Origin of the sequence: Lysinibacillus sp. FSL R5-0849, assembly GCF_038595075.1 — a bacterium.
Taxonomy (GTDB): Bacteria; Bacillota; Bacilli; order Bacillales_A; family Planococcaceae; genus Lysinibacillus; species Lysinibacillus fusiformis.
The window spans coordinates 2,197,137-2,222,345 of the sequence record NZ_CP152004.1; the positions used below are offsets into that span (position 1 = coordinate 2,197,137).

Below are 25,209 nucleotides of genomic sequence, written 5' to 3' on the forward strand. Positions count from 1 at the left end.
TAGAACAATGGAAAAGGCGATTTTTATTATGCAACAGTCACTCTTTTTTGAACAAGTAGCAAGCGAATCAATAGCGTAGCAGCGCCAGTAGTCAATCCTGCGACGAGTCCGATCCAATAGCCAAAAGGCCCTAAATCTGTATGGGTCGCAAGCAAATAACCAACTGGTAAACCAATTACCCAGTAAGAAATAATAGCCATAATAAATGTTATCATCACATCTTTATAGCCTCTTAAAGCTCCTTGCACAGGGGCTTGGATAGAATCAGATAGCTGAAAAATAGCGGCAAATACTAAAAATTGCACAGCATATTCAATTACGTTGCTATCTGTCGTATACATATGCGCAACAGGTTCACGCAAAATAAAGAGTATACAAGCAGAAATAAAGCTAAAGACAATGGCAGTACCAACACAAAGATAACTATACGTACGTGCATCCCTCATGCGACCGGCACCAATCTCAAAGCCTACTAATATCGTGACACCCATTGAAATACTTAGGGGTACCATATAAAGGAGGGAAGTGAAATTAATCGCAATCTGATGGGCTGCGATGATGGTTGTGCTAAAATTACTCATCATCATGGTGACGGCCGAAAAGATACTTGTTTCTGCGAAGAGTGAAATGCCTATCGGTACACCAATTAGCAAAATTTCCTTCCATTGTAGCCATGAAGGCTTGCGCCAATTGTGAAACATCCGGAAGCGTTCGAAAGGCACTCGTTTTGCGATAATCCAAGCTGTAATGAAGAAAATCAGCCAGTAAGTAATGGCTGTGGCTACGCCTGCTCCAATCCCACCAAGCTCAGGTGATCCGAATTTTCCGAAAATAAAGATGTAATTTAATACGATATTTATCGGTGTTGTCATTAAGGTAATGATCATTGTGACACGTGTTTGTCCTAGTGCATCAATGAAACAACGCATAACAAAAAATAAAAATAGTGGCAAAAGACCAGCGCACATCGCATAGATGTAGCCCTTTGCTATATTATGTACAGATGTTTCTAAGCTCATCTTGCTAAGTATCCAATCGATGCCAAAGAAAAGTCCAATGAAAATAATGACGGACAGTGTAATGGCTACATAAATGCCTTGCTGAACAGCCTTTTTAGCATCCATTTCCTTTTTTGCCCCTACAAGCTGGGAGACAATCGGTGTAATGGCTAGGAGAATGCCAGAAAGTCCAGTATAAATCGGCATCCAGATGGAGGAACCAATCGATACGCCTGCTAAATCCGCCGTCCCATAGCGACTTGACATTAACACATCAAAAAAAGAAACGAGGTAGATAGCTACTTGGGTTACTAAAATAGGGATGATCATTTTTAAAAGTAGTGCGTATTTTTCTTTCAAAGTGGATGTTTGATACATGTATGATACTTCCTTCATTAACATAATGAACAAGTATAGCATATGTAAAGAGAGAAAAGCTGAAAATTTATTGCTTCATCTATATCTTTTCGTCGGCATATAGTAAAATAGAACACTGTACACAAAAAGTAGTCTACCTACAATGTTTTTTAAGGAATAGGAGAATTCATGTGAAACAACAAACAATCATTTTAACCGGTGGTGGGACAGCTGGCCATGTATCGTTAAACCAAGCGATACTCCCGTCTTTACTTGAACTAGGTTATGATGTCCACTATATTGGCTCAGAACAAGGTATTGAAAAAGAATTAATTGGTGAGACGTTCCCTAATGTGCCGTTTTATGGCATTGCAAGTGGTAAATTGCGTCGTTACTTTTCGATGAAAAATTTTACAGATCCATTTAAGGTGCTTGCTGGAATGATGCAGGCTTTTCGTATTATCAAAAAAGTAAAGCCGCAAGTCGTATTTTCAAAAGGGGGCTTTGTTTCTGTCCCTGTTGTCATGGCAGCCAAGCTGGCGGGTGTTCCAGTCGTAATCCATGAATCAGATGTGACACCTGGGCTTGCCAATAAAATAGCTTTACCTTTTGCCTCTCATGTGTTTACCATTTTTGAAGAAACACTGAAGCATTTACCAAGTGACAAAGCAACTTGTACAGGTTCCATCATTCGTCCTGAGTTGTTGAAAGGGGAAAGAGCAAAAGGATTAGCATACTGTGGCTTTACAACATTAAAGCCTGTTTTACTTGTCATGGGTGGTAGCTTAGGCTCAGTTGTTCTGAATGATGCCCTTCGAAAAAATTTACCAGAGCTGTTAAAACAGTTTTACGTGATTCATTTATGTGGAAAAGGAAACTATGATGAGTCGTTAGAATCATTGTCCGGCTACAAACAATTTGAATATGTGACGACGGAGCTGCCTGATTTAATGCATGCAGCAGACTTCATTGTGTCTCGAGCGGGATCAAACTCTATTTTTGAGTTTTTAGCACTTCATAAACCAATGCTTTTGGTGCCTTTATCTGCCCAAAAAAGCCGTGGTGATCAAATATTAAATGCCAATTTATTTAAAAAGCAGGGCTATGCAGAAGTGTTACAGGAAGAAGCTTTAACAAAGGAATCCTTTATGAAGTCTGTTTATACACTAACAGGGCGTAAAGAGGAAATGGTTGAAACGATGTCCAAAACTCAAAAACCAAAAACGCCTGACGAGATGGCGTCATTAATTTTGAACTATCAAAAATAAAAGTCATTAAAAAAGCTATGAGGGATATCGATGATGACAGCACCTCATAGCTTCTCTTATTTTAATAGGCTTACATTGCTTGTTCTTCGCCTTCTTGCATTTCATAAGCAGTTGTTAAGTAGAATAAATCTTTTGGAATTTTAAATAGATCAAATTGTGCCATACCACTATTTACTTGAGCTAACAAAGTTGGATGACTTTCATTAGCGCTCACTATATAGGGTAATTTTAACGCAGCACGCTGTGATTTTATATTTTCAACACGAATACGGAGGAATACCGTATGGAAATTATAATCAAAAAATAACTCATTCAAAAAAAGCATTTTTGCCTTTTGATTGTAGCCTTTTCCTTGGTAAGGGAGTCCAATCCACGTTCCTAAAAAACCTGCACCGTCCTCAACATCGTGTATACTAATGGTGCCGATTGGTTGACCCCAGTCATCAGTGATGGTCCTCGAGATAGCGAGTCCTCTCGCTTCCTCTTCGATCAGTTGCTTTGTCATAAACCAGTATTCATCAGCGGATGTGGCTTTCTGACGGACAAAAGGGAATACAGAAGGGTGTGATAATAGTTCATAAAGCTCTGTACATTCATGCAGGTCTCGATGTTTAAGCATACGAAACGCCTCCTTTACTAGGGTAGTTAAAACAATTCCGTTGAAGCATAAAGAAGAAAACTAAAATTCGTACTGGAATTAAAACCCAAAGAACTAGACGTTATAACTATGATATTCCATAATCTCCCGCTGTCTTACTGATTTCGACCATACCGAAAAAAGACTAGTTTTTTAAATATAATATAACATGCTAGCTGTTTCATGCAATCATTTTGCTCGTAAAAAACAAAATTTTTAGTTTAATAGTCAGTAAATTCTGATAAATGAATAGAAATATTCAATTTATTTTACATATTTAAAATTAAGTAAATCATATCACTTTTATCTATTATTAATCAATTGTATGAAACTTTAGTAGTATATTTTTATGTTTAAATAGCTAAATTATCAAAAATATCCTTAAAAGGATATAATTTATCTAATTCTAGAAAGGTAATTTTTTATTTTTATGTTATAATAATAGAATTAGTTTTTACGTATAATTAAGCATATACATAGTTTTTTATTATGATGGCAATGGCCTTTTCTGGAGGTGACAGTATGGAGTATCTTTTAAGCGAAGATTTTTTTAATGAATTATTTATTGGCAATGATTTTGTTTTTCTTATGAAAAAAGTAGAGGAAGATTTTCAATATATTCGCTTAAACTATGCAGCTCGAGAACTGTTATCGATCGATGTAATTGGAAAAATGCTTTCCGCAGTTACCTCAAATCGAAATTTTTCGATCATTCAGAAAAACTATCATCATGCAATTGCAGAACATATACAGGTTGACTATGTAGATTATGCATATGTGCAGTCGGAGGTTCGTAAATATGAAACAACTGTACGCCCATTGCACTATAACCAAGAAGACTATGTTTTAGCAATTACCAAGGAAATTCACTATGATCGTAGTATTGAAGATAAATTTTTGTTTATGCGGTCCATGTTCGACCATGCCTTTTTTTCGACCGTTGTATTATCAGCTGAAGGTATGATTTATGAAGTGAATTCAAGCTTTATGAAAGATTTTCAATTAGATAATGAAGCCGTCAAACAAAAAATGTTTATTGATTTACCGATTGTTCCAAAAGAAGAAGTGCAGCAAATTAAATTGTATTTACAACAAGCGGCTAGTGGAGAAAACGTGAATGAAAAGTTTGTGAAATTGCTTACGTTGGACCAGCAAGAACGCATGTATTTACTGTCACTATCGCCTGTCATGCAGGAGGACAATTCCTTTGCAATCTTTCTTATTATGCAGGATTTCACACAGTTCACCTTGCAAAAGGCCGAACTACGGTCGAAATCTCATGGCTTTGAAGTGTTTAAATCGGCATTAAATTCAGCTACGGCCATAGCTATTTTAGATAGTGCAGGCCATATTTCAGAAGTGAGTGAGATGTTTTTACAAGCTTCAGGTTACACGGAAGAGGAATTAATTGGGCAGTCTTATGCACTACTTAAGCCTCGGTACCAAACACAAAATTTTTTACAATTAATCAATGACAAACTTGCTAGTGGAGAGATCTGGCGGGGAGAGCTGTGCTATCGCACAAAATATCATGCTGATTATTGGGTGGAGGCAACCATTGTTCCATTAAAAAATGAATTTGGTCAGATTGAACAAATTTTAACCATTAACTATGATATTACAGACAAGAAAAGAATGTTCACAGAATTAAAAAATATTGAACGTACTTTCCGTCTCATTACGGAAAATACGAATGATTTAATTGTTATTACGAATGAGGATGGAATCATTATTTATACGTCACCATCCTATGAAATATATTTAGGCTATGAAAATGGGGAGCTACAAGGTCAGTTTTACAGTGCCATTATTGATACAGAAAGCCAGCATGAATGGCAAACATTTTTAAATAACTTTACTGGTCAAACAGATACCCAGTTCGAACTTTTGCTGAAGGCAAAGGACGGCACACCTATTTGGACAGAAGGGAATGTCACGGTGGTCCATGATCCTGATCGAGAAAAAGTTTCTCAAATTATGATGGTGTCCCGTGAAATTACCCATCGTAAAGAGAGGGAAAATGATTTGCTTTATCTTGCCTATCATGATTCTTTAACACAACTGCCCAATCGCCGTTATTTACAAAATGAGTTTCCGACAATATTGGCAGAGGCCGACGAAAACAATGCAAGTGTAGCGATGCTTTATTTGGATGGTGATGATTTTAAAGCTGTCAATGATCGCTTTGGCCATGATACAGGAGATGCGTTTATTCAGAGCTTTGGTCACGCTTTGAGCAAAACCGTTCGAAGTCATGATATCGTTATTCGAATTGGAGGCGACGAGTTTCTCGTCATCCTAACAGGTTTAACAAGGGAAATTGATAAAAGGCATAGTCAAATTATGCATATTATTCGTCGCATTCGTGATGAATTAGCAGCGGGCTGGATGATTGAGGATCATCAGTTCACACCAACTGCTTCAATAGGAATTTCCTACTATCCAGATCATGCCCAAACATTGGATGAATTAATGGATTTGGCTGATCAAGCTTTATATAAATCAAAAGAAGCTGGGAAAAATAATCTCTTTATTTCGGAAGCTCATTAAAAAAGTCTGTCCACAAGTTATTCCTTGTGAGACAGACTTTTTATTTGATGTTATGCTATAACAGTATAGGGATAAAAATCCTGCATCGTTATTTCGGAATAGAAGGTGATTATGTGCCTAAGAAAATATTAGTAGTGGAAGATGAAAAGCATATTGCACGTTTTGTTGAGCTAGAGCTACAGCATGAAGGCTATGACGTGACGGTTGCCTTTGAAGGGCGTGAGGGGCTATCTTTAGCAACAATTGAAGCATTTGATGTGCTATTACTTGACGTGATGCTACCGGGCATCAATGGTATTGAAATTTGTCGGCGAGTTAGGACGCAATCTCAAGTACCTATTATTTTAATAACGGCAAGAGACGCTGTTATGGATCGTGTAGCTGGCCTAGATGCTGGAGCAGATGACTACATCGTCAAGCCATTTGCGATCGAAGAACTATTAGCAAGAATTCGAACGATTTTACGTCGTGCAACAACACAAGAGCCAGCAAATAGTGAATTTTTGAGTTTACGTGATATTGAGATAGATATCGCAGCCTATGAAGTTTTCGTGCAAGGGAATAAACTTGACCTCACAAAGACAGAATATGATTTACTGAAACTATTAATCGAACACAAAAATAGAGTTTGTACACGCGAGCATATTCTAACATCTGTATGGGGCTACGATACAGATATAGAGACCAATGTGGTAGATGTGTATATACGTCATTTACGGACGAAGCTCCCAGGTGATACGAATGCCTATATTGAAACGGTTCGAGGGGTTGGGTATGTGATGCGGGAATGAACAAGTTACTGATGTATCTCCGTCGTCAATCTTTACAGAAAAAATGGATGCTCACATCGAGTAGTGTGATTTTTTTAAGCTATACGATTATTTGCGTGGTTGTTTATATTTCTCTCCATACATGGCTTTTAAATGATGAGGAAAGCAAGGTTGAACGGACTAGCAGGGATATTATTTCATTTTTACAATCACAGGGACCGGATATTACGATTCAACAAATTCAACAAAATACTGGTTTGCTCAAATCGATTGTCGATCGAGATGAAACTGTTAGAATGTTTAATGCGGACGGCGTGGATATTTTGCGTATCAATAATACTTCAGCTGCTGCACCTCTTAACTCCATGCAGGAGATTTTTGAGACGACCATTGATAAGCAGGATGTACTGGTCATGAATGAACCAATACGACTAGGCTTTTTTCAAGGGTATGTCCAAGTTGTCCATCCGCTCAACGGTTTTCAATCGCTTATGCATTATTTATTAACAGCTATGCTCATCGCAGGTCTTGGGGCATTGGTGTTATCAGGCTCTATTGGGTATTATCTAGCCAATTATTTAATGAAGCCATTGCGTGAATTACGTGCTTCCATGAAAATGGTGATGGATCAAGGCTTTAATGAGCCTATACAGCTAACCTACACATCACACGATGAGATTGGTGATTTGTTGAAAATGTACAATACCATGATGAATGAGCTGCAAATTTCTTTTACACAGCAGCAACAATTTGTGGCTGATGCTTCTCATGAGCTTCGTACGCCAATCCAAGCTATCGAAGGTCATCTTTCTCTGCTAAAAAGATGGGGCAAAAATGATCCAGCTATTTTAGAGGAGTCAATCGATACTTCCTTAACAGAAATCGCTCGCATGCGTAAAATGATTGAGGAGTTATTAGAGCTTGCAAGACGTGAGGAAAAAGATGAGATGAGTGAGGCAAATGCACAATCTGTGATTGAGGCTGTTATCGATGAAATGAGGCTTGTACACCCAAAAGCGCGAATTTTGCTGTCGAAAAATGATGAAATGGGTCCTTTATTTATAACTGAAAATGCACTAAGTCAAATCATTCGTAATATAATAGAAAATGCAATTCGTTATTGTGAAAAAATTCCTAAGATACAAATTTCTATTTCAGTTGCTGGAAATTATGCATGTTTAGAAATTGCTGATAATGGTATAGGAATAGCAAAAGACAATATTCCTTTTATCTTTGATCGTTTTTATCGAGTGGATGAGGCAAGAAACCGTCAAATTGGTGGAACTGGCTTAGGATTAAGTATTTCGAAGATGTTGCTTGAAAAATATAATGCGACGGTAGAAGTCAAGAGTGAGGTTAATATTGGAACCGTTTTCTCATTAAAGATCCCGCTAAAATATTAAGAAAAATGCACGCTTTATTTCATTATTCTATCCTTTGCGAAAAAAATTGCTTAATTTGCTAAAAAGAGTTGTATTTTTTGTGAAGAGTAGTAAGATTGAGATGGAAAAAACGTTCTTTAAAATATGGAAAAGTAGTGTAAAACATTCTTTTAAAGAACGGCTAAATATTATATAATTAATTGCAATTTAATTAATGGAACTGCCGAAAGGCAAAATTTGGAGGTCATTTTTCATGTCGAACAACGTTACAACTGTAAGTTCTCCATGGTCAGCTTTCTCTGGTCCTAACTTAGGATATGTGATGGAGCAATACGACTTATTCTTACAGTCTCCTGAAGAAGTAGAACCGGAGTTAGTTTCTTTATTCCAACAATTTGGTGCACCAGTAGTAGTAGAAGGTGAAGTAGCTGTAGCTAGTCATACAGCAGCGGCTCCTGCTGGCGATTACAAAAAAGTGTTAGCCGCTGTGAAATTAGCCGATGCAATCCGTTCACGCGGTCATTTAGCAGCAGATATTTATCCTCTGAAAAACCGTGAACTACAAACAGCTCAAATTGAAGAAAGCGCGTTCAACTTAAGCGCTGCAGATTTAGCTGAAATTCCTGCAGCAATCTTCTTCAAAGATGTGCCAGCAAACGTGAAAAATGGTAAGGATGCAATTGACTATTTAAAAGCTATTTATACAAATAAAGTAGCGTTTGAATATGAACATGTAGTAGCTACAGAAGAACGTAATTGGATTCAAGCACAAATTGAATCTGGCTCTTTCCAACAAGCACTTTCTTCTGATGAAAAGAAAGCCTTATTAGATCGTTTAACGCGTGTTGAAAATTTCGAGAAATTTATCCATAAAACATTTGTAGGACAAAAGCGTTTCTCTGGTGAGGGCTTAGATACGCAAATTGTACTATTTGATGAAATCATTAAAACTGCAGAAGCGCTAAGTGTTGAAAAAGTACGTATTGGTATGGCACACCGTGGTCGCTTAAATGTTTTAACACATATTTTAAATAAACCTTATGACATGATGTTCTCTGACTTTGCACATGTATCAAATGATTTATTTATGCCAGAAAATGGTCGCCTTGAAATTACAAAAGGGTGGACAGGTGATGTGAAATACCATATGGGTGCTTCTTATAACCGTGATTCAGGTATGAATGTAAAGCTTGCATACAACCCATCACACTTAGAAGTAGGCAATCCAGTAGTTCTAGGTGCTACACGTGCAACGCAAGATGACACTTCAAAACCAGGTCAAGCGATTCATGATCGCACAAAAGGCTTAGGAATTCTTGTGCATGGTGATGCAGCATTCCCAGGTCAAGGTATCGTAACTGAAGTATTAAACTTCGCTAAAACTGAAGGATTTACAACAGGTGGTACTATTCACATTATCGCGAACAATATGATCGGTTTCACGACTGAACAATATGATTCTCGTTCTTCTGTTTACTCTTCTGACCCAGCAAAAGGGTATGAAGTACCAGTAGTACATGTGAATGCAGATAGCCCAGAAGCAGTGGCACAAGTTGGTCGCTTTGCAGCTAACTACCGCCAAAAATTCGGTAAAGATATTGTCGTTGATTTAGTTGGTTACCGCCGTCATGGTCATAACGAAACTGATGATCCAACGGTTACAAACCCAGAAACTTATAAATTAGTATCTAAACACGAAACTGTACGTTCATTATATGGTGCAGCACTTGTAACAGAAGGTCTTGTATCAACTGAAGATGTAGCTGCATTAGATACAGCTATTTATGCAGAAATGCAAGCGGCTTATGATCATGTAAAAGAAATGGCTTCAAAAGATGAGCATCATCAATTAGAAATGCCAGAAGAATTAAAAATTGAATTCCCACAAATTGATACAGCAGTTGGAGCAGAACGTTTAGGTAAAATTAACGAAGAGCTTCTAGTGTTTGAAGAAAACTTCGAGCCACAGAAAAAGCTTGGCAAAATTTTAGAAAAACGTCGTGATGCATTTGCATCTGCGAAAATCGACTGGGGTCATGCGGAAACTTTAGCTTATGCAACTATTATCCAAGATGGCACACCAGTACGTTTCACAGGTCAAGACGCACAACGTGGTACTTTCTCACAACGTCACTTAGTGCTTCACGATAAAAACAATGGTAATGTCTTTACACCACTTCATCATATTTCTGGTGCAAGTGCATCCTTTTCAGTGCACAACTCACCACTGACTGAAGCAGGGGTAGTTGGCTTTGAATATGGTTATAACTTAGAAAACGGCCATGTATTAACAGTTTGGGAAGCACAATTTGGTGACTTCGCGAATATGGCACAGGTAATGTTTGATAACTTCATTTCAGGGGCACGCTCTAAATGGGGTCAAAAATCTGGCATGGTGATTCTATTACCACATGGTTATGAAGGCCAAGGTCCAGAGCACTCTTCAAGCCGTATGGAACGTTATTTACAAATGTCAGCAGAAAATAACTGGTTTGTAGCAAACTGTTCAAATGCAGGTAACTACTACCACTTATTGCGCCGTCAAGCAGCGTTATTAGGTACTGAAGGTGTACGTCCACTTGTGGTTGTATCACCAAAATCATTATTGCGTCACCCATTAGCAGCAGCTAATGCTGAGCAATTAGCAGATGGTTCATTCCAAGAAGTGATTGAACAACCTGGCTTAGGTACAAAAACAGAAGCTGTAGAGCGTATCGTATTAGGTACTGGTAAAGTGATGATCGATTTAGCAGATCGCGTGAAAGATGGAGAAGGTTTCGATCACGTACACATTGTTCGTGTAGAACAACTTTACCCATTCCCAAAAGAGCAAGTTGCTGGTATTATTGCTAAGTATCCTAATGCAAAAGAAATCGTATGGGTACAAGAAGAACCTAAAAACCAAGGCTCATGGAATTATGCACTAGAAACATTATATGAACTTGCAGAAGGTAAAAAGCTTCGCTATGTAGGTCGTCCTGCAATGAGCTCAACTTCTGAAGGGGATGCAGATTCTCATAAAGCAGCTCAATCATCACTTATTGAAGAAGCAGTTGCTGAGCCAGTAAAGGTTAAATAATAACATATAAATATTGATAGCTGGGCTACTTGCCCATAAGCAGTAGCCCTTTTATGTGCGTCATGCACGTTAATCAAAGGAGGAAATGAAAGTGGCTGAAATTAAAGTCCCTGAATTAGCAGAATCGATTACAGAAGGTAGTATCGCACAGTGGGTAAAAAAAGTGGGCGATCGCGTTGAAAAAGGTGAATTCATCGTTGAACTTGAAACAGATAAAGTAAACGCTGAAATCATTTCTGAAGAAGCAGGTGTATTAACACAAATTTTAGCTGAAGAAGGCGATACTGTACTAGTTGGTCAAGTTATTGCTATCGTAGAAGCAGGCGAAGGCGCAGCAGCTGCACCAGCAACGGCGGCTCCAGCTGAAGCAGCTCCAGCTCCAGCAGCGCCACAAGCGGCTCCTACAGCACCAGTTGCAGCAGCTCCTGTAGTAGAAGAAACTTCTGGTGAGCGTGTTATCGCATCTCCAGCGGCACGTCGACTTGCACGTGAAAAAGGCATCGACCTTGCAGCGGTATCTCCAGTAGATCCACAAGGCCGTGTTCGTGTACAAGATGTGTCAGCACATGGTACAGCACCAGCAGTACCAGCACCAGCACCAGTAGCAACTACAGGTGGCCCAGTTGTATTCACACCAGCTGCTAATTCTGACCGTGTAACAATTGAAAAAATGAGCCGTCGTCGTCAAACAATTGCAAAACGTTTATTAGAAGTTAAACAATCAACAGCAATGTTAACAACATTCAACGAAATTGACATGACAAACATCATGGCACTTCGTAAACGTAAACAAGAAGAGTTTGTTAAAGCAAACGACATCAAACTTGGTTTCATGTCATTCTTCACAAAAGCTGTTGTTGCAGCACTGAAAAAATACCCATACGTAAACGCTCAAATCGTTGGCGATGAATTACATTTAAATAACTTCTTTGATATCGGTATTGCAGTATCAACTGAAGAAGGTTTAGTAGTACCAGTTGTACGCGATGCAAACAGCAAAAACTTCGCAGAAATCGAAAAAGATATCGCTAGCTTAGCGACTAAAGCTCGTGAGAAAAAACTAGGCTTAAATGACATGGCTGGTGGATCATTCACAATCACAAACGGTGGTGTATTCGGTTCATTAATGTCAACACCAATTATGAACGGTACTCAAGCTGGTATTTTAGGTATGCACTCAATTGTTAACCGTCCAGTTGCAGTAAATGGTGAAGTTCAAATCCGTCCAATGATGTACGTAGCACTTTCTTATGATCACCGTATCATCGATGGAAAAGATTCTGTAGGATTCTTAAAAACAGTTAAAGAATTAATCGAAAATCCTGAAGATTTATTATTAAATTCATAAATCCTTTAAACCCTGTAAACTTTGTTTTACAGGGTTTTTTTCTTGGTTTTCTGTATCACTAAAGTCTTTAGTGATTTTGAAAATACGAAACTATTTTCTTAGTATAAAAACCATTGATAGTAAAAATTTGTGGTTTTCCGGCGGATATATTGACAAAAATACATAGATTAACAATGGATAGGTCAAGCATAATACCCTAATATTGTCATTAGTCAGAAAAATGCTAAAACTCTCTTGACGTACATACTAGTTTTATAGTAGTATCTAAATATCAATTAAATAAACAAACCTCACTAACCTATAACAGTGAGGTAGAGGCGCGGTATTTATTAGTTCATTGTTGAGTACAAGCAAACAAAGACGCAATGAAGAAGGAAATATCGCCGAAGTATAAAAGGAGCTCGTACTTTTATGCTGGGTCTGCAGTGAATAAGTGCAGGACTGTCCTAGTGAATTCAATTCCAGGTTTACTAGGTTGTGCTATCTCGGAAACATGGAATTATAGTGAGGATTTGGGCAACTGTCATAAAAGGTAAGACCTAAGTTCACAAAACTTAGGTCTTTTTTCGTACAGTTGTCTTATTTTTTTACAGAAAAGGGGAGTTTTTCATGAAAAGAAAATGGCTGTTAGTAATGATCTCTATCATGACGGCAATTGTGCTAGCTGCATGTGGCACTAGCGACAAAAAAGAAGGCAGTTCAGGAGAAGCTGGCGCAGATAAGGAAGACGGCGGCGGTGAATTCCGAATTGGAATGGAGGCTGGCTACCCACCATTCAACTGGACACAGCAAAATGATGCAAATGGTGCGGTGAAAATTGCAGATAATGCAGAATATGCAGGCGGCTATGATGTACAAATGGCGAAAAAAATCGCTGAAGGCTTAGGCAAAGAATTAGTGATCGTTAAAATGGAATGGGACGGCTTAGTACCAGCGCTACAATCAAATAAAATTGATGCAATTATCGCAGGCATGTCGCCAACAGAAGAACGTAAGAAAACAATTGATTTTACAGAAAACTACTATACTTCTGATTTTGTTATGGTTATTAAAAAAGGCAGCAAATATGAAGGGGTCAAATCCATTCAAGATTTCTCTGGAGCAAAAATTACATCACAACTTAATACATCCAACTACAATGTGATAGACCAAATCAAAGATGTTAATAAACAAACAGCAATGGAAAGCTTCCCAGCTATGCGTGTAGCTTTAGAGGCAGGCAAAATTGATGGCTATGTTGCAGAACGTCCAGAAGGTATTTCCGCAGCTGCTGCCAACGATAAATTCACATACGTAGCATTTGAAGAGGGCTTCGATACAGATCTTTCAAATACGTCAATTGCTGTAGGCTTACGTAAAGAAGATGCGAATCTTGATAAAATCAATGAAATTCTAAAAGGAATTTCTGAAGATGATCGCCAAGCGATTATGGAAGAAGCTATTTCTCAGCAACCAGCAGCACAATAAAAAAATGGCACGGACTATTGACTAGTCCGTGCACTATCATTTCATCATTATTAAAATGAGAACCTCTCTACATAATGATAATGTCCTAGCGAAATAAAACATAGACTAGTAGAAAGAGCTAGGGCACGAAAAAGATAGCAAGCAACATGACATTGTTAGGAGGAACATCATGAGTCTTGAATGGATACTTTCAATTATTGAAAACAACTGGCAAATGTTTTTACGAGGTGCGTATTATACGTTACTAATTTCGACTATAAGTACAATTATTGGTGCATTTATCGGATTTTTCATCGGAATTATGCATACGATTCCAGTTCGTAAAAAAGGTGTGAAATTTTATGGCTTAAAGCTTATTAATTTTATACTCACATGCTATGTTGAATTTTTCCGTGGTACACCAATGATTGTACAGGCTATGGTTGTCTACTATGGATTAGATATTGCATTTGGCATAGACATGCACTTTATTACAGCAGGGATTTTAGTCGTTTCTCTTAATACAGGTGCCTATATGGCAGAAATTGTTCGCGGTGGTATTGTATCAATTGATAATGGTCAATATGAGGCAGCATCGGCTATCGGTATGAATCACTTCCAGATCATGCTTCACGTAGTTTTACCACAAGTAGCGCGTAACGTACTACCTGCGACAGGCAACCAATTAATTATGAATATTAAAGATACAGCCGTATTAAACGTTATTGGAGTAACAGAATTATTCTTCCAAACAAAATCAATCTCTGGTAACAACTTCCGTTATTTTGAATCATTCTTTGTAGCTTGTATTCTTTACTTCATCATGACATTTACTGCATCACGTATTCTGCTATATGTTGAAAAACGATTAGATGGACCAGATGCTTATCAAAAAGAACAAAAAGAAGCAATTTAGGGGGACGCACAAATGGCAGTCATTAAAATTGAGCATTTAAGTAAATCATTTGGACGTAACCAAGTGTTAAAGGATGTTAATTTTCAAGTGGAAAAAGGGGAAGTCGTTTGTTTAATTGGTTCCTCTGGTTCTGGTAAATCCACTTTACTTCGTTGTATTAATTTATTAGAAACACCAAGTGGTGGGCAAATTATTTATCAAGGGGAGGACATCCTAGACGAAAAACACAATATCCAAGAATATCGAACACATCTAGGCATGGTATTCCAGCAATTCAATTTATTTAACAACCACAATGTTTTAAATAATTGTACAGTGGGTCAAATAAAAGTTTTAAAACGTTCGAAAAAGGAAGCGGAGGAAACAGCGCTTAAATATTTAAAAATCGTCGGGATGGATCAATATGTGAACGCAAAGCCTCGACAGCTTTCAGGAGGGCAAAAACAACGCGTAGCCATTGCCCGAGCATTATCCATGAATCCAGAAGTGATGCTTTTTGATGAACCTACATCAGCACTAGACCCTGAGATGGTAGGGGAGGTACTCAAAGTCATGCGACAATTGGCGGATGCAGGCAATACGATGCTTATTGTGACGCATGAGATGGAATTTGCCAAAGAGGTAGCAGATCGCGTAGTCTTTATGGATAAAGGTGTTATTGTCGAAGAGGGCCCACCATCACAAGTATTAATAAACCCTCAACATGATCGAACGAAAGAGTTTTTAAAACGAACATTAAAGTAGTAGCAACAAATGAAAAAGTGAGTCCTAATAGAGGGACTCACTTACTTTCTAGAATTCCACTCTGCATAAAGGACAAAGCAGATTACAAATGCTATTGCAATAATAAAAAACCATTGCGGTACACCGCCAAAGCTCATCATAACACCTCAAATGTAAAATTATTTTGGATAGATTAGGTATTGTATTTCTTTTTTCTCCACAAAAGCCTAAAAATATTATAAAATAAGCATTAGACATTAGCTTTATGCTAGTAAAGAGAGGTAGAGAGAATATGTTACATTTAAAATGGAAAGATGCGCCAACATTACGAACAGTGACTTGCAAACATACCAATGCATCAAAATACTTAGTATCAAACGTATTAACAGTTGGAAAAGAATATGAAGTGAAAAATGAAACAGAAGAGTTCATTTTTATCATCGATAACACTGGCAACGTCGGTGGCTACTATAAAGATTATTTTGCCTAAAAAAAGACAGGGTGGTTCAGATCATTTACTGAGCCACCCTTTTTTTCATTAGTCTCTCTGATAGCCTCTTATATCTGTCGCATCTTGCAACTGTTGTTTTTCTTGTTCAGTCGCCGTATGTAGGGCGAAGACATCTTTTATAGCTGTTTGTAGCTCATGCTGTGTTTCCTTGAATTTCGATACTTGCTGTTCAAATGATGGCCTTGCAAAACGATCCTGTGTCTGTGTTAATCGTTCCTCAAGCTGTGCATAGTGATGATCCATATGCATGGAAAGCATCATCGCCAATTGATTTTTCCATAAAGGAATTAGTGTGACAATGGAAAATTCAATTTTTTCAGCTAATGTTTGGTTCGCTTGCTGTATCATACGAATTTGTGGTGCCGTTTGAAGGGCTACTTGTTGAGAAACCTGTAAATCATAAATGCGTTGATCCAACCTCTCAATTTGCGCAGCGAAATCATTTAGCTGTTGTATAGCAAGTGGCTGTTTATTTGCTTGGACACTTGTTATTTTTGTAGGAAGCTCAACTTCAATGGCTTGCTGTTTTTTCATTTGACCAGCTGCAATGGCAGTAGCTAGTTCCTCGAAAAATCCTCGATTATGTGTATAAAGCGCTTCTAAATTTTCTACATCTCGAATTAGTTGGAGCTGAGCACGTTCCAATTGGACCCCAATACGTTCCACCTGAATACTAATACGCTCAAATTCTGTTAGCGTTTGTTTCACAGTAGGCTCTGTTTTACTACCAAATATCTTATTGAAAAAGGTTTGCTTTTTCGGCTCTAAAGCTGTCGGGTCTACACGATCTAAAGTATGCATTAAGGAATCGAGCATTTGGCCGATTTTTGTCACGTCTTTTTGCTTTACCTGCGCTAACATCCGATCTGCAAACTGGGATAGGGAACGCTGTGAATCTTGCCCTAAGGACAGCAAAGATTCAAAATCAGTTAAATCAAGTTGGCTAGCATATAGTAAGGCTCGACTTTGCGCAAGAGGCGATAGCGTTTCGTACGTCGCCATCGCCTCAGTTTGTGGAGTTGTTTCTAAATAAGATTGTACTAATGGAGAAAGACCGGGAATGGTATTTAATTGGAAAGCATGTTCATTTGCCGTCATTTATCATCGCCTCGCCAGTCCAATTGTTCTCTACGTCTAAGATTAGAACGATTTGCGAATTCAATCTCCATTTGTAGGTGGTCAATATCATTAGCTAGCGCATCCTTTAAATCAATTTGAATCGTATCATTTAAATCGGTAAGTGTTTCACGCGTTTTTGATAACGTCAATTGAATTTCTTTATCCTTCACGGGCTGCCTAGAAAGCATTGTATACTTATCCGTTAATTCCACTGCTGAAGGTAAATGCGCATAGAAAAAGGGTTCAACATTATAAAACTTACGTGGATCCGTCTTTACAACTTTGACGATATTTTTTGAAATGCGCGTCATCTCAAGTAGTTGTTTAAAAGCCGATACAGAACGTACACGTAAATAGTTTTGACTTAATGTTTGAATTTGCTTATTAGCGGTTGATAATTGTGTTTCAATGTGTTTGAATTCTTCTTTTGTGATACCTGCTATTTGCATGACTTTCTTTTTTTGTCTATGTTTCAGCAACGCTGTACTCGTCGCATATGAACCAGCAAACAGTAAACCACCAAGGAAGAATCCAGGATTTGCTGCAATTGCTGCGATAGAAACAGTTGTTAACGAAATAACGAAGCTAGCAGTATGTCTAGAAAAAAACTGTCCAACACTAAGCATTGTTTCTTCCTCCTTGCATTTCAATATGTCTATCTTCTTATACGAAATAATCGACATAAAGTTTCAATGAAAAATGAAACCTTACATAAATTTTACTGCGAAACGCAAATTTTCTCAATGATATTACCTAGAATACCTAGCAATAAGTCGTTCATTATTTATGTCCACTTATTTTTAAGAGATTTGTGAACATTATAGCGTATAGATTCAAATTACTCATGCTTAGGTTTATGTGCTGTTTGATTTGAAAATAAACGTGGATGGCTTGTTTTTTGAAAAAACTTTATGTACGGATGTACGGATATTTTTTTTTCTGTGCTGATTGCGGAAAAATGTTTAATAATACAAAATAAGATAATTACTGTATAATAAAGTCAGCTTATTAGAAATTAGTAACTTGTAAAAAAGAAAGTGGTGGAATGATGAAGAATAATAAAGGAATAATTATTGCTAGCATCATACTTTTATACTGTGTGCTTGACGTTATCTATACATGTGTATTATATGGAAAAATCAATTGGTCTATATTATTTTTAGCAACATGTATGATTGGTTTAATAGAAGTCGCAATAGCCAATAATAAATTACTTAAACAGAACATAAATCATTAACCAGTAAGGCATCTTGTAGTGTCTTACTATGGCCTTACTACTTTGTAAAAAGAAGAGCCAGACTAAACAATGTCTGACTCCATTCGTACATATCCTTTTAAATCATCATACAGCTCTAAAGAAAATGAGTTGGAATCGGCTTGGGGACTTACACCTTTTTGGACAAAAAGAAGGAATTCATTCAGCGCTTTTTCAGCTCCTTCGACTTCAACCTCAATTTGCTCAGCAGCATTCAATCTGCAATACCCTTTTAGCCCTAATTCAATGGCCTTTTGTTTAATAAAGAATCGGTAGCCTGTCCCGTAGACGTCACCAAAAAATTTAATACTTGCTCGTTTGTTCAAGGAAATACCTCCTACCATTAGAGAGAGGGGACGAGCCGCTCTCTTTATTGCATAACTCTTTCTTTTTCTAAATAGGCGATTAAGTTATTAATATTATAAAGAACTTGAGTAGACGCTTCATCTACTTCTTTTAGATGGCTATCTGCTTGTGCGATATTGCCAGCTTTAAAGGCAGCCGCCGCGCGCTTCGCGGATTCGTGAACAAGTAAATGATAATTGTCTAAATCATGATAATCCTGTAAATGGCCGAAGCGTTCCACCGTGCGAGAAGCTGTGTACCATTTGCCAAGTCGACATTCTCTATGGGAAGAGACATCGTTTGGCTCAACATGTTCTAGGCCAAGGAACATATTATAAATGCGCCACTTCCATAAAATATGATCAGCTTTAGATAGCTGTAATAGGGCAATGGATGAAAGCTGGACATTATTATTGGCAATAATATCATTTCGGAAACGATTGATTTCTTTCCCTAAAAGGTGAATATCACTTGATGTATTATGACTATAGTCTCGAATATCTTCCTGCAAGTTGGAAATTTCAATCATTCTAGAGGAGACTTCATCGATAGCCGCTGCCTGTTGCTGGGAAATCGCTGCCGTATTGGTCACATCCAAGTTAATACCTTCAATCGCATGAACAATAGCATTCAATAATGGTAACGATTCTTTCGCCTCAACGGTTGCTTCTTTTATGATGGCTGTTGTTTCTGTTATCGAGTCGGAAACGTCATTGGAATAGCTCTTTAAATGGTGAACATTTGTAGAGACTTCGCTTAAAGCTGAGACCGTGCTTTCCGCAAGTTTTCGTACTTCCTGTGCTACGACCGCAAAGCCTTTACCATGTTCACCCGCGCGTGCAGCTTCAATGGAGGCATTTAGTGCTAGTAAATTAGTTTGGTCCGCAATTTGGTTGATCAATGTCACAACTTGTTCAATATCATTTACCCGTTTTTGCAGTTCTGTAAAAGATTCTACAATCGAAGTAAACGTTTCTTCCGTTTTGAAAATTTCAGATAATGCATGCTCAATTGCATTTTTACCCTGTGTCGCATGGTCAACAGATTCAGTTGTTTTTTCTGATATATGAGAGGACATACGGGCTACTTCATTTATAGAAGCGGCTATTTCTTCAGTCGCAGCTGTAGAGGACTGGATTTCCTCATTTTGCTTGTCTAAACTAAATACTAAATCTTTCATATACATGATTTTGGCATTGACATCCATCAAGGATGATACTTCACCAACAACATTCTCAATGATGCGCTCCGTCAAAACTTCTACCAATAGCTCCTGATCGACATTGACAGCAGATTGGAATGATTTCATAAATTGGAAGGCTTTATTAGGCTTCATCCCAAAGTTATGTAAAATATAAGTAGTAATATAGAAGGCAAATTGATTGAAAACGACAATTAATTTACCAGGCTCATATTGATGCTTGCGAAATAAATTGAAAAATTTGACGGTTTCATCCACATACTCGTCATCACGTGTTGCTAGGAAAAATTGAGTTAAATATTGATTAATATTTTCTTCACTAATGGTTAATTGAGAGGTAGGGGATATCTCACTTAAATAATGGTGAAAAATGGCATTCATAGAAGGGGTAATATCTTTTAGCTTTTCATAGAGCGTCTTTAAATGCTCTTCATCTTGCGAATTGAAATGGTTAAATGCCAATGTTTGATGGAATCGGCCTGTTGCACGTAAATCAGTCCCACGCTTTAGTAGTTCTTCTAGCTCAGCTTTAGGTCGAATGCTTGAAAACATATAAAAACCTCCAAAAATTATGTATAATAAGGTAATAATAGCATAATTCAGGTTGTTTTAATAGACATTTCAGGTGTGTTTGCTAAAATGAAAATATCTTATGACAGCAAGGAATGGGCAAATATGTATACAATTATTTACATGAAAGCGGACTATGAGCCTTGGTGGAAATTTGAGGGCTGGGAAGCTTTTATTCAAACACACGATACATTTGAAGCAAAGGAGCAGTTTGAGCTGGCTTTACAGCATAAACTAGCACTCTTTCGCTCAACATATGATAATGAAGCAGTAAAAGAAGGGCAATATTGGGCCTTTTGGTCAGAGGATGAAAGTTTCTTCTGTGAGGCATGTGATGATGACGCACAAGTATATCATGGAATTATTGCATGTAAAATGGAAGAAAAGTAAAATATTTTTGAAATAAAGTAAAAAAACAATTTTCTTTATTTGACAAAATTATGAATGCTGGTTATACTTAGGTTAACAATTTAATTGCTTCACCGGAAACATGAATTCACATATTACAAAAAGTGATCGCGTTAGTACGGTACTCTTTGTAATATGTGAATTTTTTTCAATCGCTGAAGAAATTACATATTGTTCACTTTTATTTTTTGGAGGTTTTCTTAAATGAAACAAGGTACAGTAAAATGGTTTAACTCAGAAAAAGGTTTTGGATTCATCGAAGTTGAAGGTGAAAACGACGTATTCGTACACTTCTCAGCTATCCAAGGCGAAGGTTTCAAAACACTTGACGAAGGTCAAAAAGTGGAATTCGAAGTTGTAGATGGCAACCGCGGACCACAAGCTGCTAACGTAACTAAACTTTAATTCTCAGAAATTAAAATTACTTTCGTTAAACCCAGGCATCCTATGCAAATAGGATGTCTTTTTTTATATCATCGCAATGTTCAATGATTATAAATCTTAAAATTGGATAAATATAAAGTAGTGCTGTTGGCAAAGTTAATAGCGCGGTGGAAGTGCTGGATAGAAGCGCAAGAGCGATGGATAACTAGCAAAGAGACAGATAGTGCGGCGAGAGTGACGGATAGCTCGCAAAAGTGGTAGATATCGAGCAAAGAGACGGATAGCGCAGTGAAAGAGACGGATAGAAGCGCAAGAGTGACGGATATCGAGCAAAGTGGCGTATAGCGCGGTGAAAGAAACGGATAGAACTAGCAAAGTGATGGATAGCGCGGCGAGAGAGACGGATAGAACCAGCAAAGAGACGGATAGACCCGAAAAAGAGCCGGATAGCCCGCAAAGTGCTGAATAGCGCACTAAGATTCGTATAGGATTTGAAGAGTGGCGAATAGACCGCAAAATGTGCTAAAAAGCACCTCAAAAGGTAACTAATTAGCGCCACAAAATAGCACACAAAGGTACTTACTATTGGAGGTTGATTTATTGATGGAAGATTTAATGAAATTACCGAATGATCAGGAACAGCAGGATTTTTATCAGAAGTTACGTACAAAATTAGTTGGTTTTCTTGGGTCGAAGAAGGGCAAGAATAGTAAATTTACACCGTATTTAATGTTTGTGCCTGATTTATTTCATCTATTGGTTAAAACCTTAACAGATGCAGGGGTGGATAAGAAAAGTCGGGCGTTGATCGGTGCGTCGATTGCGTATTTTGTGTTTCCGTTGGATCTGATGCCTGAGGGAATATTAGGGTTTGGGGGTTATTTGGATGATATCGTGTTGGCGACGTTTGTGGTGAATACGATTATTAATAAATTAGGGCCGGAAGTATTGGAAAAGCATTGGACAGGGGATGATAATCTTTTGCATGCTCTCCAAAAAGTTGCTGAGGTTAGTGATGAGGTCGTTAGTAAAATACCTGTGAAATCGGCCATTGCTCAGTTTGTGAAACAGGAAAGTAAAGATAAATAATATTATTATGTAAACCCAGAATAACTTCAACACCAACAAAAATGAACCTGCACTTTACAGGTTCATTTTTTGTTGGATTGTTCTAAAATATGGTGGAGTTGTTGGACTGGGACAAATAGGCCAACTCGTCCTATAGGTTCATATTTCATCGTGGCAAAGATAATCCCGATGACTTCACCCTGTTGATCAATGACGGGACTGCCACTATTGCCACGGTAAACCGGGGCTTTCAGCATTATTACTGGTACTTGCCAATCGTCTAATTGAATGGATTCCAGCAAAGTTCCCTCATTAGCTATTCCAGTAAAGGAAAGGGGGTTACCGATAAAATAGATATGCTCATTTTCAGGGAAGGTTGGATCAGCTGCTAGTGGAAGATAGGGAAGCTGATCTGCTTGAACTTGCAATAAGGCTAAATCAATATCCGGATAGCTCTCAATTAGTGTTGCTTCCATTACTCCCTCATCAGGAAATACAACGGATAATGTCGGTGCTTGCTCTACTACATGGGCATTGGTGACAATGAGACCGTCTGGTGAGATGGCGAAACCCGTGCCTTTGCTGGAACCTGTCGAAATTTCCACGATAGCTTTTTTATAAGTTTGTATATCCTCTTGTGCTGATAGCTTGGTTGATACTTTGATAAATTCGATAGCCGGAATAGAATAAATTTGAAAAATAAGCGCGAATGTATTGAAAAACAGTACGAATGCCATACTCCATACAATCCAGCGTACGAATGGCTTGGGCTTTTTTGTTTTATTGCCATAAAGACGTTCTTCTTGCTCTTGAGCTAATGCTTTTTGTTGCTCTGTTAACACAAGCTCGATAAATTCTTCTTCTGTTAATTCTTCCTGCTCGTTAGCAGACTTATGTAGGTCACTCATAGGATGATGCCTCCTTTTGCTACATAATAGGCGCCCAAGCAGGACGCCTATCATCATCATACTATTCTATTTTTTGTAAGGTGGAAGTCACGACAAATGGCTGCTCTTGATCAGACTCCATCGTATCTTCGATTTTGATGAGGCCAACCCCTTGTGCAAAATACTTGGTCGTTATGAATTGATCTTCAGTGCGTGTAAGTTGGATGACATTTGTATAGACTTTTGTTCCTGTATCGACTTGAGCAGTTGTTGATTGAATGGTCCAGCCTTGAAAGCTTGTTCCTACTTGTATCGGTTGCTGTAGTATCGTTTCTAGCACAGGGTAAGCTGCAACCTCAGTTGTACTAGGCAATCTTGGGTTACTGTCTACAGGTTCACGATAGACTAGCTCAATCTTTGAATCTGTCATGCGATAAATTTTTAATAGAGTCACACCACCATTATCTTCCACTTGAGCAATATGTTGCGTATCGATATAGGTAGTTTGTAGAGTAAAGCTGGCAAATTCATTCCCCTCTCCTTGAAAATATGCGACAGAGCCATCAGGTGGGAAATAGGTGAGTAGTGACACTTGATCTTGAACAGCTGGGTGCACAGGTTCTTTTTTCATTTCTTCATGGCACCCTGCCAATAACAATGCAAGAGCAAGTACGAAAATAGAATGTTTCATTGGCACACTCCTTCGCTACTTTATATTAATTATACGTGAATGTAGCGCATTATACGAATCATAGCTAGTATACCAGTAATAATATTATGTAAACTAAAAGCTAGAAACTTGTAACTATGAAAAAAATTAACTAAGATAGAATTGTAGTTAAAAAATGGGGGGCATGGTTATGTATAGACAAGCGGATGATTTTTTACAGGAATGGACGATGGCTGCAGAGGGAACACTGAAAGTATTACAGGCAGTAACTGACGATAAGTTGGATCAAAGTATCGTAGAGGGACATAGTACACTTGGCTGGCTTGGTTGGCATTTAGTTGGAGCGGCTGGATATTTTAGTTATTTAGCAGGCTTAAAGGTTCCGATGATTCGTCAAGAAGACCCTGTACCAACGACAGCTGTAGAAATTGTACAAGCATATGAGAAAGTTGTAAATGGTATAAAAGAGGAAGCAGCAAAGCTTTCAAATGAAGATTTACTAGAAGTGGTAAATGGCTTTACAGGGCCAATACCAAAGGGCGCTTTATTACGTGCATTAATTGATCATCAAACGCATCATCGCGGTCAAATGACAGTTCTACTTCGTCAAGCTGGTTTATCAGTACCGGGTGTTATGGGACCAACACAAGAAATGAAATAGACTATAATTTCAGCAGATAAATAATCTATCTGCTGTATTTTTATTTGACACTTACCTACTAGTAAGTTAGTATATAGCCATGACAAATAGAAAATCACAAATCATTGAATTAACATTGAAGAATATTCAAGAAAAAGGTTTCACATCATTTAGTTATGACCATTTAGCGAAAGAGCTTGGTGTAACAAAAGCGAGCATTCATTATCATTTTGAAAAGAAGGAAGACTTAGGGGTCGCAGTTTGCGAAAGAATTCAAAAAGGATTAGGGGAGGCTTATACAGTAATTAAGGAATCTACAGTAGCAGCTGAGGAAAAACCTTTCGCCTTTATTTTGCGACGGATTAAATTTCTAGAACAAAATGGTGTTTGCCCGATCACTGCGTTACAGGCGGATTATCAAGAATTGTCACCTTCGATGCAAGAAAAAGTTCAACAGCTTAGCCAAATGGAGGTAGATGTCTTGGTGGAATTACTACAAGATGCTAAGAACCATGGATCACTTCAGTCGACAATGGATTTAGAGGCATTAGCCATCCTTCTTATTTCGAGTACGAAGGGTGCTTTGCAATACAAACGGGTTTTAGGGGAAGATTTCTTTCACAAAATGCTGGAGCAATTAAAGAAACTGTTAAAGTAAACGAAAAAGGAGAGGAATA

24 protein-coding genes and 1 riboswitch are annotated in these 25,209 nt (G+C 37.9%); of the genes, 16 read left to right on the plus strand and 8 right to left on the minus strand.

Features of this window, described 5'->3' with window-relative positions; all coding sequences use genetic code 11:
• Window positions 1-26 precede the first annotated feature (26 nt).
• The gene (locus MKY80_RS10805) at window positions 27-1,376 is read right to left on the minus strand and encodes an MATE family efflux transporter (RefSeq protein ID WP_089984390.1); all 1,350 of its coding nucleotides are present in this window, start codon (window positions 1,374-1,376) and stop codon (window positions 27-29) included.
• 170 nt (window positions 1,377-1,546) lie between these two features.
• Between MKY80_RS10805 and MKY80_RS10810 the strand changes: the two genes are divergently transcribed.
• Window positions 1,547-2,623 (plus strand): undecaprenyldiphospho-muramoylpentapeptide beta-N-acetylglucosaminyltransferase, encoded by a 1,077-nt coding sequence (locus MKY80_RS10810; RefSeq protein WP_089984387.1) that lies wholly within the window; start codon window positions 1,547-1,549, stop codon window positions 2,621-2,623.
• Between the two features lie 70 nt (window positions 2,624-2,693).
• Here the strand turns inward: MKY80_RS10810 and MKY80_RS10815 are convergent, their stop codons facing one another.
• The gene (locus MKY80_RS10815; protein ID WP_025115397.1) at window positions 2,694-3,242 is read right to left on the minus strand and encodes a GNAT family protein; all 549 of its coding nucleotides are present in this window, start codon (window positions 3,240-3,242) and stop codon (window positions 2,694-2,696) included.
• Window positions 3,243-3,782: 540 nt separating this feature from the next.
• Here MKY80_RS10815 and MKY80_RS10820 point away from each other — a divergent pair.
• The 9 genes from MKY80_RS10820 (at window position 3,783) to MKY80_RS10860 (ending at window position 15,964) form a co-directional block, all read left to right on the plus strand.
• Entirely contained in the window at window positions 3,783-5,810 is a 2,028-nt protein-coding gene (locus MKY80_RS10820; RefSeq protein WP_089984383.1) for a diguanylate cyclase, read from the plus strand.
• A gap of 113 nt (window positions 5,811-5,923) precedes the next feature.
• Complete coding sequence (locus MKY80_RS10825; RefSeq protein ID WP_043990791.1) at window positions 5,924-6,601, plus strand: response regulator transcription factor; 678 nt, start codon at window positions 5,924-5,926, stop codon at window positions 6,599-6,601.
• On the plus strand, window positions 6,598-7,983 hold the full coding sequence (locus MKY80_RS10830) for a HAMP domain-containing histidine kinase (RefSeq protein WP_089984379.1): 1,386 nt from the start codon (window positions 6,598-6,600) through the stop codon (window positions 7,981-7,983). Before MKY80_RS10825 ends, MKY80_RS10830 begins: the two co-directional genes overlap by 4 nt.
• A 232-nt stretch (window positions 7,984-8,215) precedes the next feature.
• Window positions 8,216-11,041: a 2-oxoglutarate dehydrogenase E1 component gene (locus MKY80_RS10835; RefSeq protein WP_036148259.1), complete on the plus strand. Its 2,826-nt coding sequence runs from the start codon at window positions 8,216-8,218 to the stop codon at window positions 11,039-11,041.
• 91 nt (window positions 11,042-11,132) lie between these two features.
• The gene (odhB, locus tag MKY80_RS10840) at window positions 11,133-12,389 is read left to right on the plus strand and encodes a 2-oxoglutarate dehydrogenase complex dihydrolipoyllysine-residue succinyltransferase (RefSeq protein ID WP_090001558.1); all 1,257 of its coding nucleotides are present in this window, start codon (window positions 11,133-11,135) and stop codon (window positions 12,387-12,389) included.
• A gap of 304 nt (window positions 12,390-12,693) precedes the next feature.
• A riboswitch (Lysine riboswitch) is annotated at window positions 12,694-12,880 on the plus strand.
• A 118-nt stretch (window positions 12,881-12,998) separates the two neighbouring features.
• Window positions 12,999-13,856, plus strand: a complete 858-nt coding sequence (locus MKY80_RS10845) for a transporter substrate-binding domain-containing protein (protein WP_107922227.1) — start codon at window positions 12,999-13,001, stop codon at window positions 13,854-13,856.
• Window positions 13,857-14,025: 169 nt separating this feature from the next.
• Window positions 14,026-14,751 carry an amino acid ABC transporter permease gene (locus MKY80_RS10850; protein ID WP_008181226.1) on the plus strand — a complete coding sequence of 242 codons (726 nt, stop codon included), beginning with the start codon at window positions 14,026-14,028 and terminating at the stop codon, window positions 14,749-14,751.
• Window positions 14,752-14,763: 12 nt separating this feature from the next.
• The gene (locus MKY80_RS10855; protein ID WP_008181223.1) at window positions 14,764-15,495 is read left to right on the plus strand and encodes an amino acid ABC transporter ATP-binding protein; all 732 of its coding nucleotides are present in this window, start codon (window positions 14,764-14,766) and stop codon (window positions 15,493-15,495) included.
• Window positions 15,496-15,766: 271 nt separating this feature from the next.
• Window positions 15,767-15,964, plus strand: coding sequence for a DUF6501 family protein (locus MKY80_RS10860; protein ID WP_012294410.1), 198 nt, complete (start codon window positions 15,767-15,769; stop codon window positions 15,962-15,964).
• A gap of 48 nt (window positions 15,965-16,012) precedes the next feature.
• Here MKY80_RS10860 and MKY80_RS10865 read toward each other — a convergent pair whose 3' ends face one another.
• From MKY80_RS10865 to MKY80_RS10880, 4 genes are all read right to left on the minus strand, one after another.
• Entirely contained in the window at window positions 16,013-17,083 is a 1,071-nt protein-coding gene (locus MKY80_RS10865) for a toxic anion resistance protein (protein ID WP_008181219.1), read from the minus strand.
• Complete coding sequence (locus MKY80_RS10870) at window positions 17,080-17,730, minus strand: 5-bromo-4-chloroindolyl phosphate hydrolysis family protein (RefSeq protein WP_036220465.1); 651 nt, start codon at window positions 17,728-17,730, stop codon at window positions 17,080-17,082. The genes MKY80_RS10865 and MKY80_RS10870 overlap by 4 nt, the downstream gene beginning before the upstream one ends.
• A gap of 673 nt (window positions 17,731-18,403) precedes the next feature.
• Complete coding sequence (locus MKY80_RS10875) at window positions 18,404-18,685, minus strand: acylphosphatase (RefSeq protein ID WP_025115385.1); 282 nt, start codon at window positions 18,683-18,685, stop codon at window positions 18,404-18,406.
• A 44-nt stretch (window positions 18,686-18,729) separates the two neighbouring features.
• Entirely contained in the window at window positions 18,730-20,457 is a 1,728-nt protein-coding gene (locus tag MKY80_RS10880; RefSeq protein WP_008181211.1) for a methyl-accepting chemotaxis protein, read from the minus strand.
• Window positions 20,458-20,544: 87 nt separating this feature from the next.
• On the opposite strand from MKY80_RS10880, the gene MKY80_RS10885 reads away from it, so the two are divergent.
• From MKY80_RS10885 to MKY80_RS10900, 4 genes are all read left to right on the plus strand, one after another.
• Entirely contained in the window at window positions 20,545-20,865 is a 321-nt protein-coding gene (locus tag MKY80_RS10885; RefSeq protein ID WP_237068825.1) for a DUF1033 family protein, read from the plus strand.
• Between the two features lie 222 nt (window positions 20,866-21,087).
• Window positions 21,088-21,288, plus strand: coding sequence for a cold-shock protein (locus tag MKY80_RS10890; protein WP_004230088.1), 201 nt, complete (start codon window positions 21,088-21,090; stop codon window positions 21,286-21,288).
• 313 nt (window positions 21,289-21,601) lie between these two features.
• Window positions 21,602-21,736 carry a hypothetical protein gene (locus MKY80_RS10895; protein ID WP_008182006.1) on the plus strand — a complete coding sequence of 45 codons (135 nt, stop codon included), beginning with the start codon at window positions 21,602-21,604 and terminating at the stop codon, window positions 21,734-21,736.
• A 134-nt stretch (window positions 21,737-21,870) separates the two neighbouring features.
• Window positions 21,871-22,356 (plus strand): DUF1232 domain-containing protein, encoded by a 486-nt coding sequence (locus MKY80_RS10900; protein WP_089984371.1) that lies wholly within the window; start codon window positions 21,871-21,873, stop codon window positions 22,354-22,356.
• Window positions 22,357-22,418: 62 nt separating this feature from the next.
• On the opposite strand, the gene MKY80_RS10905 is transcribed toward MKY80_RS10900, so the two are convergent.
• Window positions 22,419-23,243: a serine protease gene (locus MKY80_RS10905; protein ID WP_342532922.1), complete on the minus strand. Its 825-nt coding sequence runs from the start codon at window positions 23,241-23,243 to the stop codon at window positions 22,419-22,421.
• A gap of 61 nt (window positions 23,244-23,304) precedes the next feature.
• Complete coding sequence (locus tag MKY80_RS10910; protein ID WP_342532923.1) at window positions 23,305-23,913, minus strand: hypothetical protein; 609 nt, start codon at window positions 23,911-23,913, stop codon at window positions 23,305-23,307.
• 169 nt (window positions 23,914-24,082) lie between these two features.
• Here MKY80_RS10910 and MKY80_RS10915 point away from each other — a divergent pair, with 169 nt between their 5' ends.
• Together MKY80_RS10915 and MKY80_RS10920 are read left to right on the plus strand one after the other, a co-directional pair.
• Entirely contained in the window at window positions 24,083-24,553 is a 471-nt protein-coding gene (locus MKY80_RS10915) for a DinB family protein (protein ID WP_342532924.1), read from the plus strand.
• Between the two features lie 79 nt (window positions 24,554-24,632).
• The gene (locus MKY80_RS10920; protein WP_089984362.1) at window positions 24,633-25,190 is read left to right on the plus strand and encodes a TetR/AcrR family transcriptional regulator; all 558 of its coding nucleotides are present in this window, start codon (window positions 24,633-24,635) and stop codon (window positions 25,188-25,190) included.
• The last annotated feature ends 19 nt before the right edge of the window (window positions 25,191-25,209 follow it).

Bases quoted from the DNA above. Each gene is read 5' to 3' on its own strand.
- MKY80_RS10805 (WP_089984390.1), bottom strand. From the start codon at position 1,376: ATGTATCAAACATCCACTTTGAAAGAAAAATACGCACTACTTTTAAAA.
- MKY80_RS10815 (WP_025115397.1), bottom strand. From the start codon at position 3,242: ATGCTTAAACATCGAGACCTGCATGAATGTACAGAGCTTTATGAACTA.
- MKY80_RS10820 (WP_089984383.1), top strand. From the start codon at position 3,783: ATGGAGTATCTTTTAAGCGAAGATTTTTTTAATGAATTATTTATTGGC.
- MKY80_RS10830 (WP_089984379.1), top strand. From the start codon at position 6,598: ATGAACAAGTTACTGATGTATCTCCGTCGTCAATCTTTACAGAAAAAA.
- MKY80_RS10835 (WP_036148259.1), top strand. From the start codon at position 8,216: ATGTCGAACAACGTTACAACTGTAAGTTCTCCATGGTCAGCTTTCTCT.
- MKY80_RS10845 (WP_107922227.1), top strand. From the start codon at position 12,999: ATGAAAAGAAAATGGCTGTTAGTAATGATCTCTATCATGACGGCAATT.
- MKY80_RS10850 (WP_008181226.1), top strand. From the start codon at position 14,026: ATGAGTCTTGAATGGATACTTTCAATTATTGAAAACAACTGGCAAATG.
- MKY80_RS10855 (WP_008181223.1), top strand. From the start codon at position 14,764: ATGGCAGTCATTAAAATTGAGCATTTAAGTAAATCATTTGGACGTAAC.
- MKY80_RS10860 (WP_012294410.1), top strand. From the start codon at position 15,767: ATGTTACATTTAAAATGGAAAGATGCGCCAACATTACGAACAGTGACT.
- MKY80_RS10865 (WP_008181219.1), bottom strand. From the start codon at position 17,083: ATGACGGCAAATGAACATGCTTTCCAATTAAATACCATTCCCGGTCTT.
- MKY80_RS10870 (WP_036220465.1), bottom strand. From the start codon at position 17,730: ATGCTTAGTGTTGGACAGTTTTTTTCTAGACATACTGCTAGCTTCGTT.
- MKY80_RS10880 (WP_008181211.1), bottom strand. From the start codon at position 20,457: ATGTTTTCAAGCATTCGACCTAAAGCTGAGCTAGAAGAACTACTAAAG.
- MKY80_RS10885 (WP_237068825.1), top strand. From the start codon at position 20,545: ATGAAAATATCTTATGACAGCAAGGAATGGGCAAATATGTATACAATT.
- MKY80_RS10890 (WP_004230088.1), top strand. From the start codon at position 21,088: ATGAAACAAGGTACAGTAAAATGGTTTAACTCAGAAAAAGGTTTTGGA.
- MKY80_RS10900 (WP_089984371.1), top strand. From the start codon at position 21,871: ATGGAAGATTTAATGAAATTACCGAATGATCAGGAACAGCAGGATTTT.
- MKY80_RS10905 (WP_342532922.1), bottom strand. From the start codon at position 23,243: ATGAGTGACCTACATAAGTCTGCTAACGAGCAGGAAGAATTAACAGAA.
- MKY80_RS10910 (WP_342532923.1), bottom strand. From the start codon at position 23,913: ATGAAACATTCTATTTTCGTACTTGCTCTTGCATTGTTATTGGCAGGG.
- MKY80_RS10915 (WP_342532924.1), top strand. From the start codon at position 24,083: ATGTATAGACAAGCGGATGATTTTTTACAGGAATGGACGATGGCTGCA.
- MKY80_RS10920 (WP_089984362.1), top strand. From the start codon at position 24,633: ATGACAAATAGAAAATCACAAATCATTGAATTAACATTGAAGAATATT.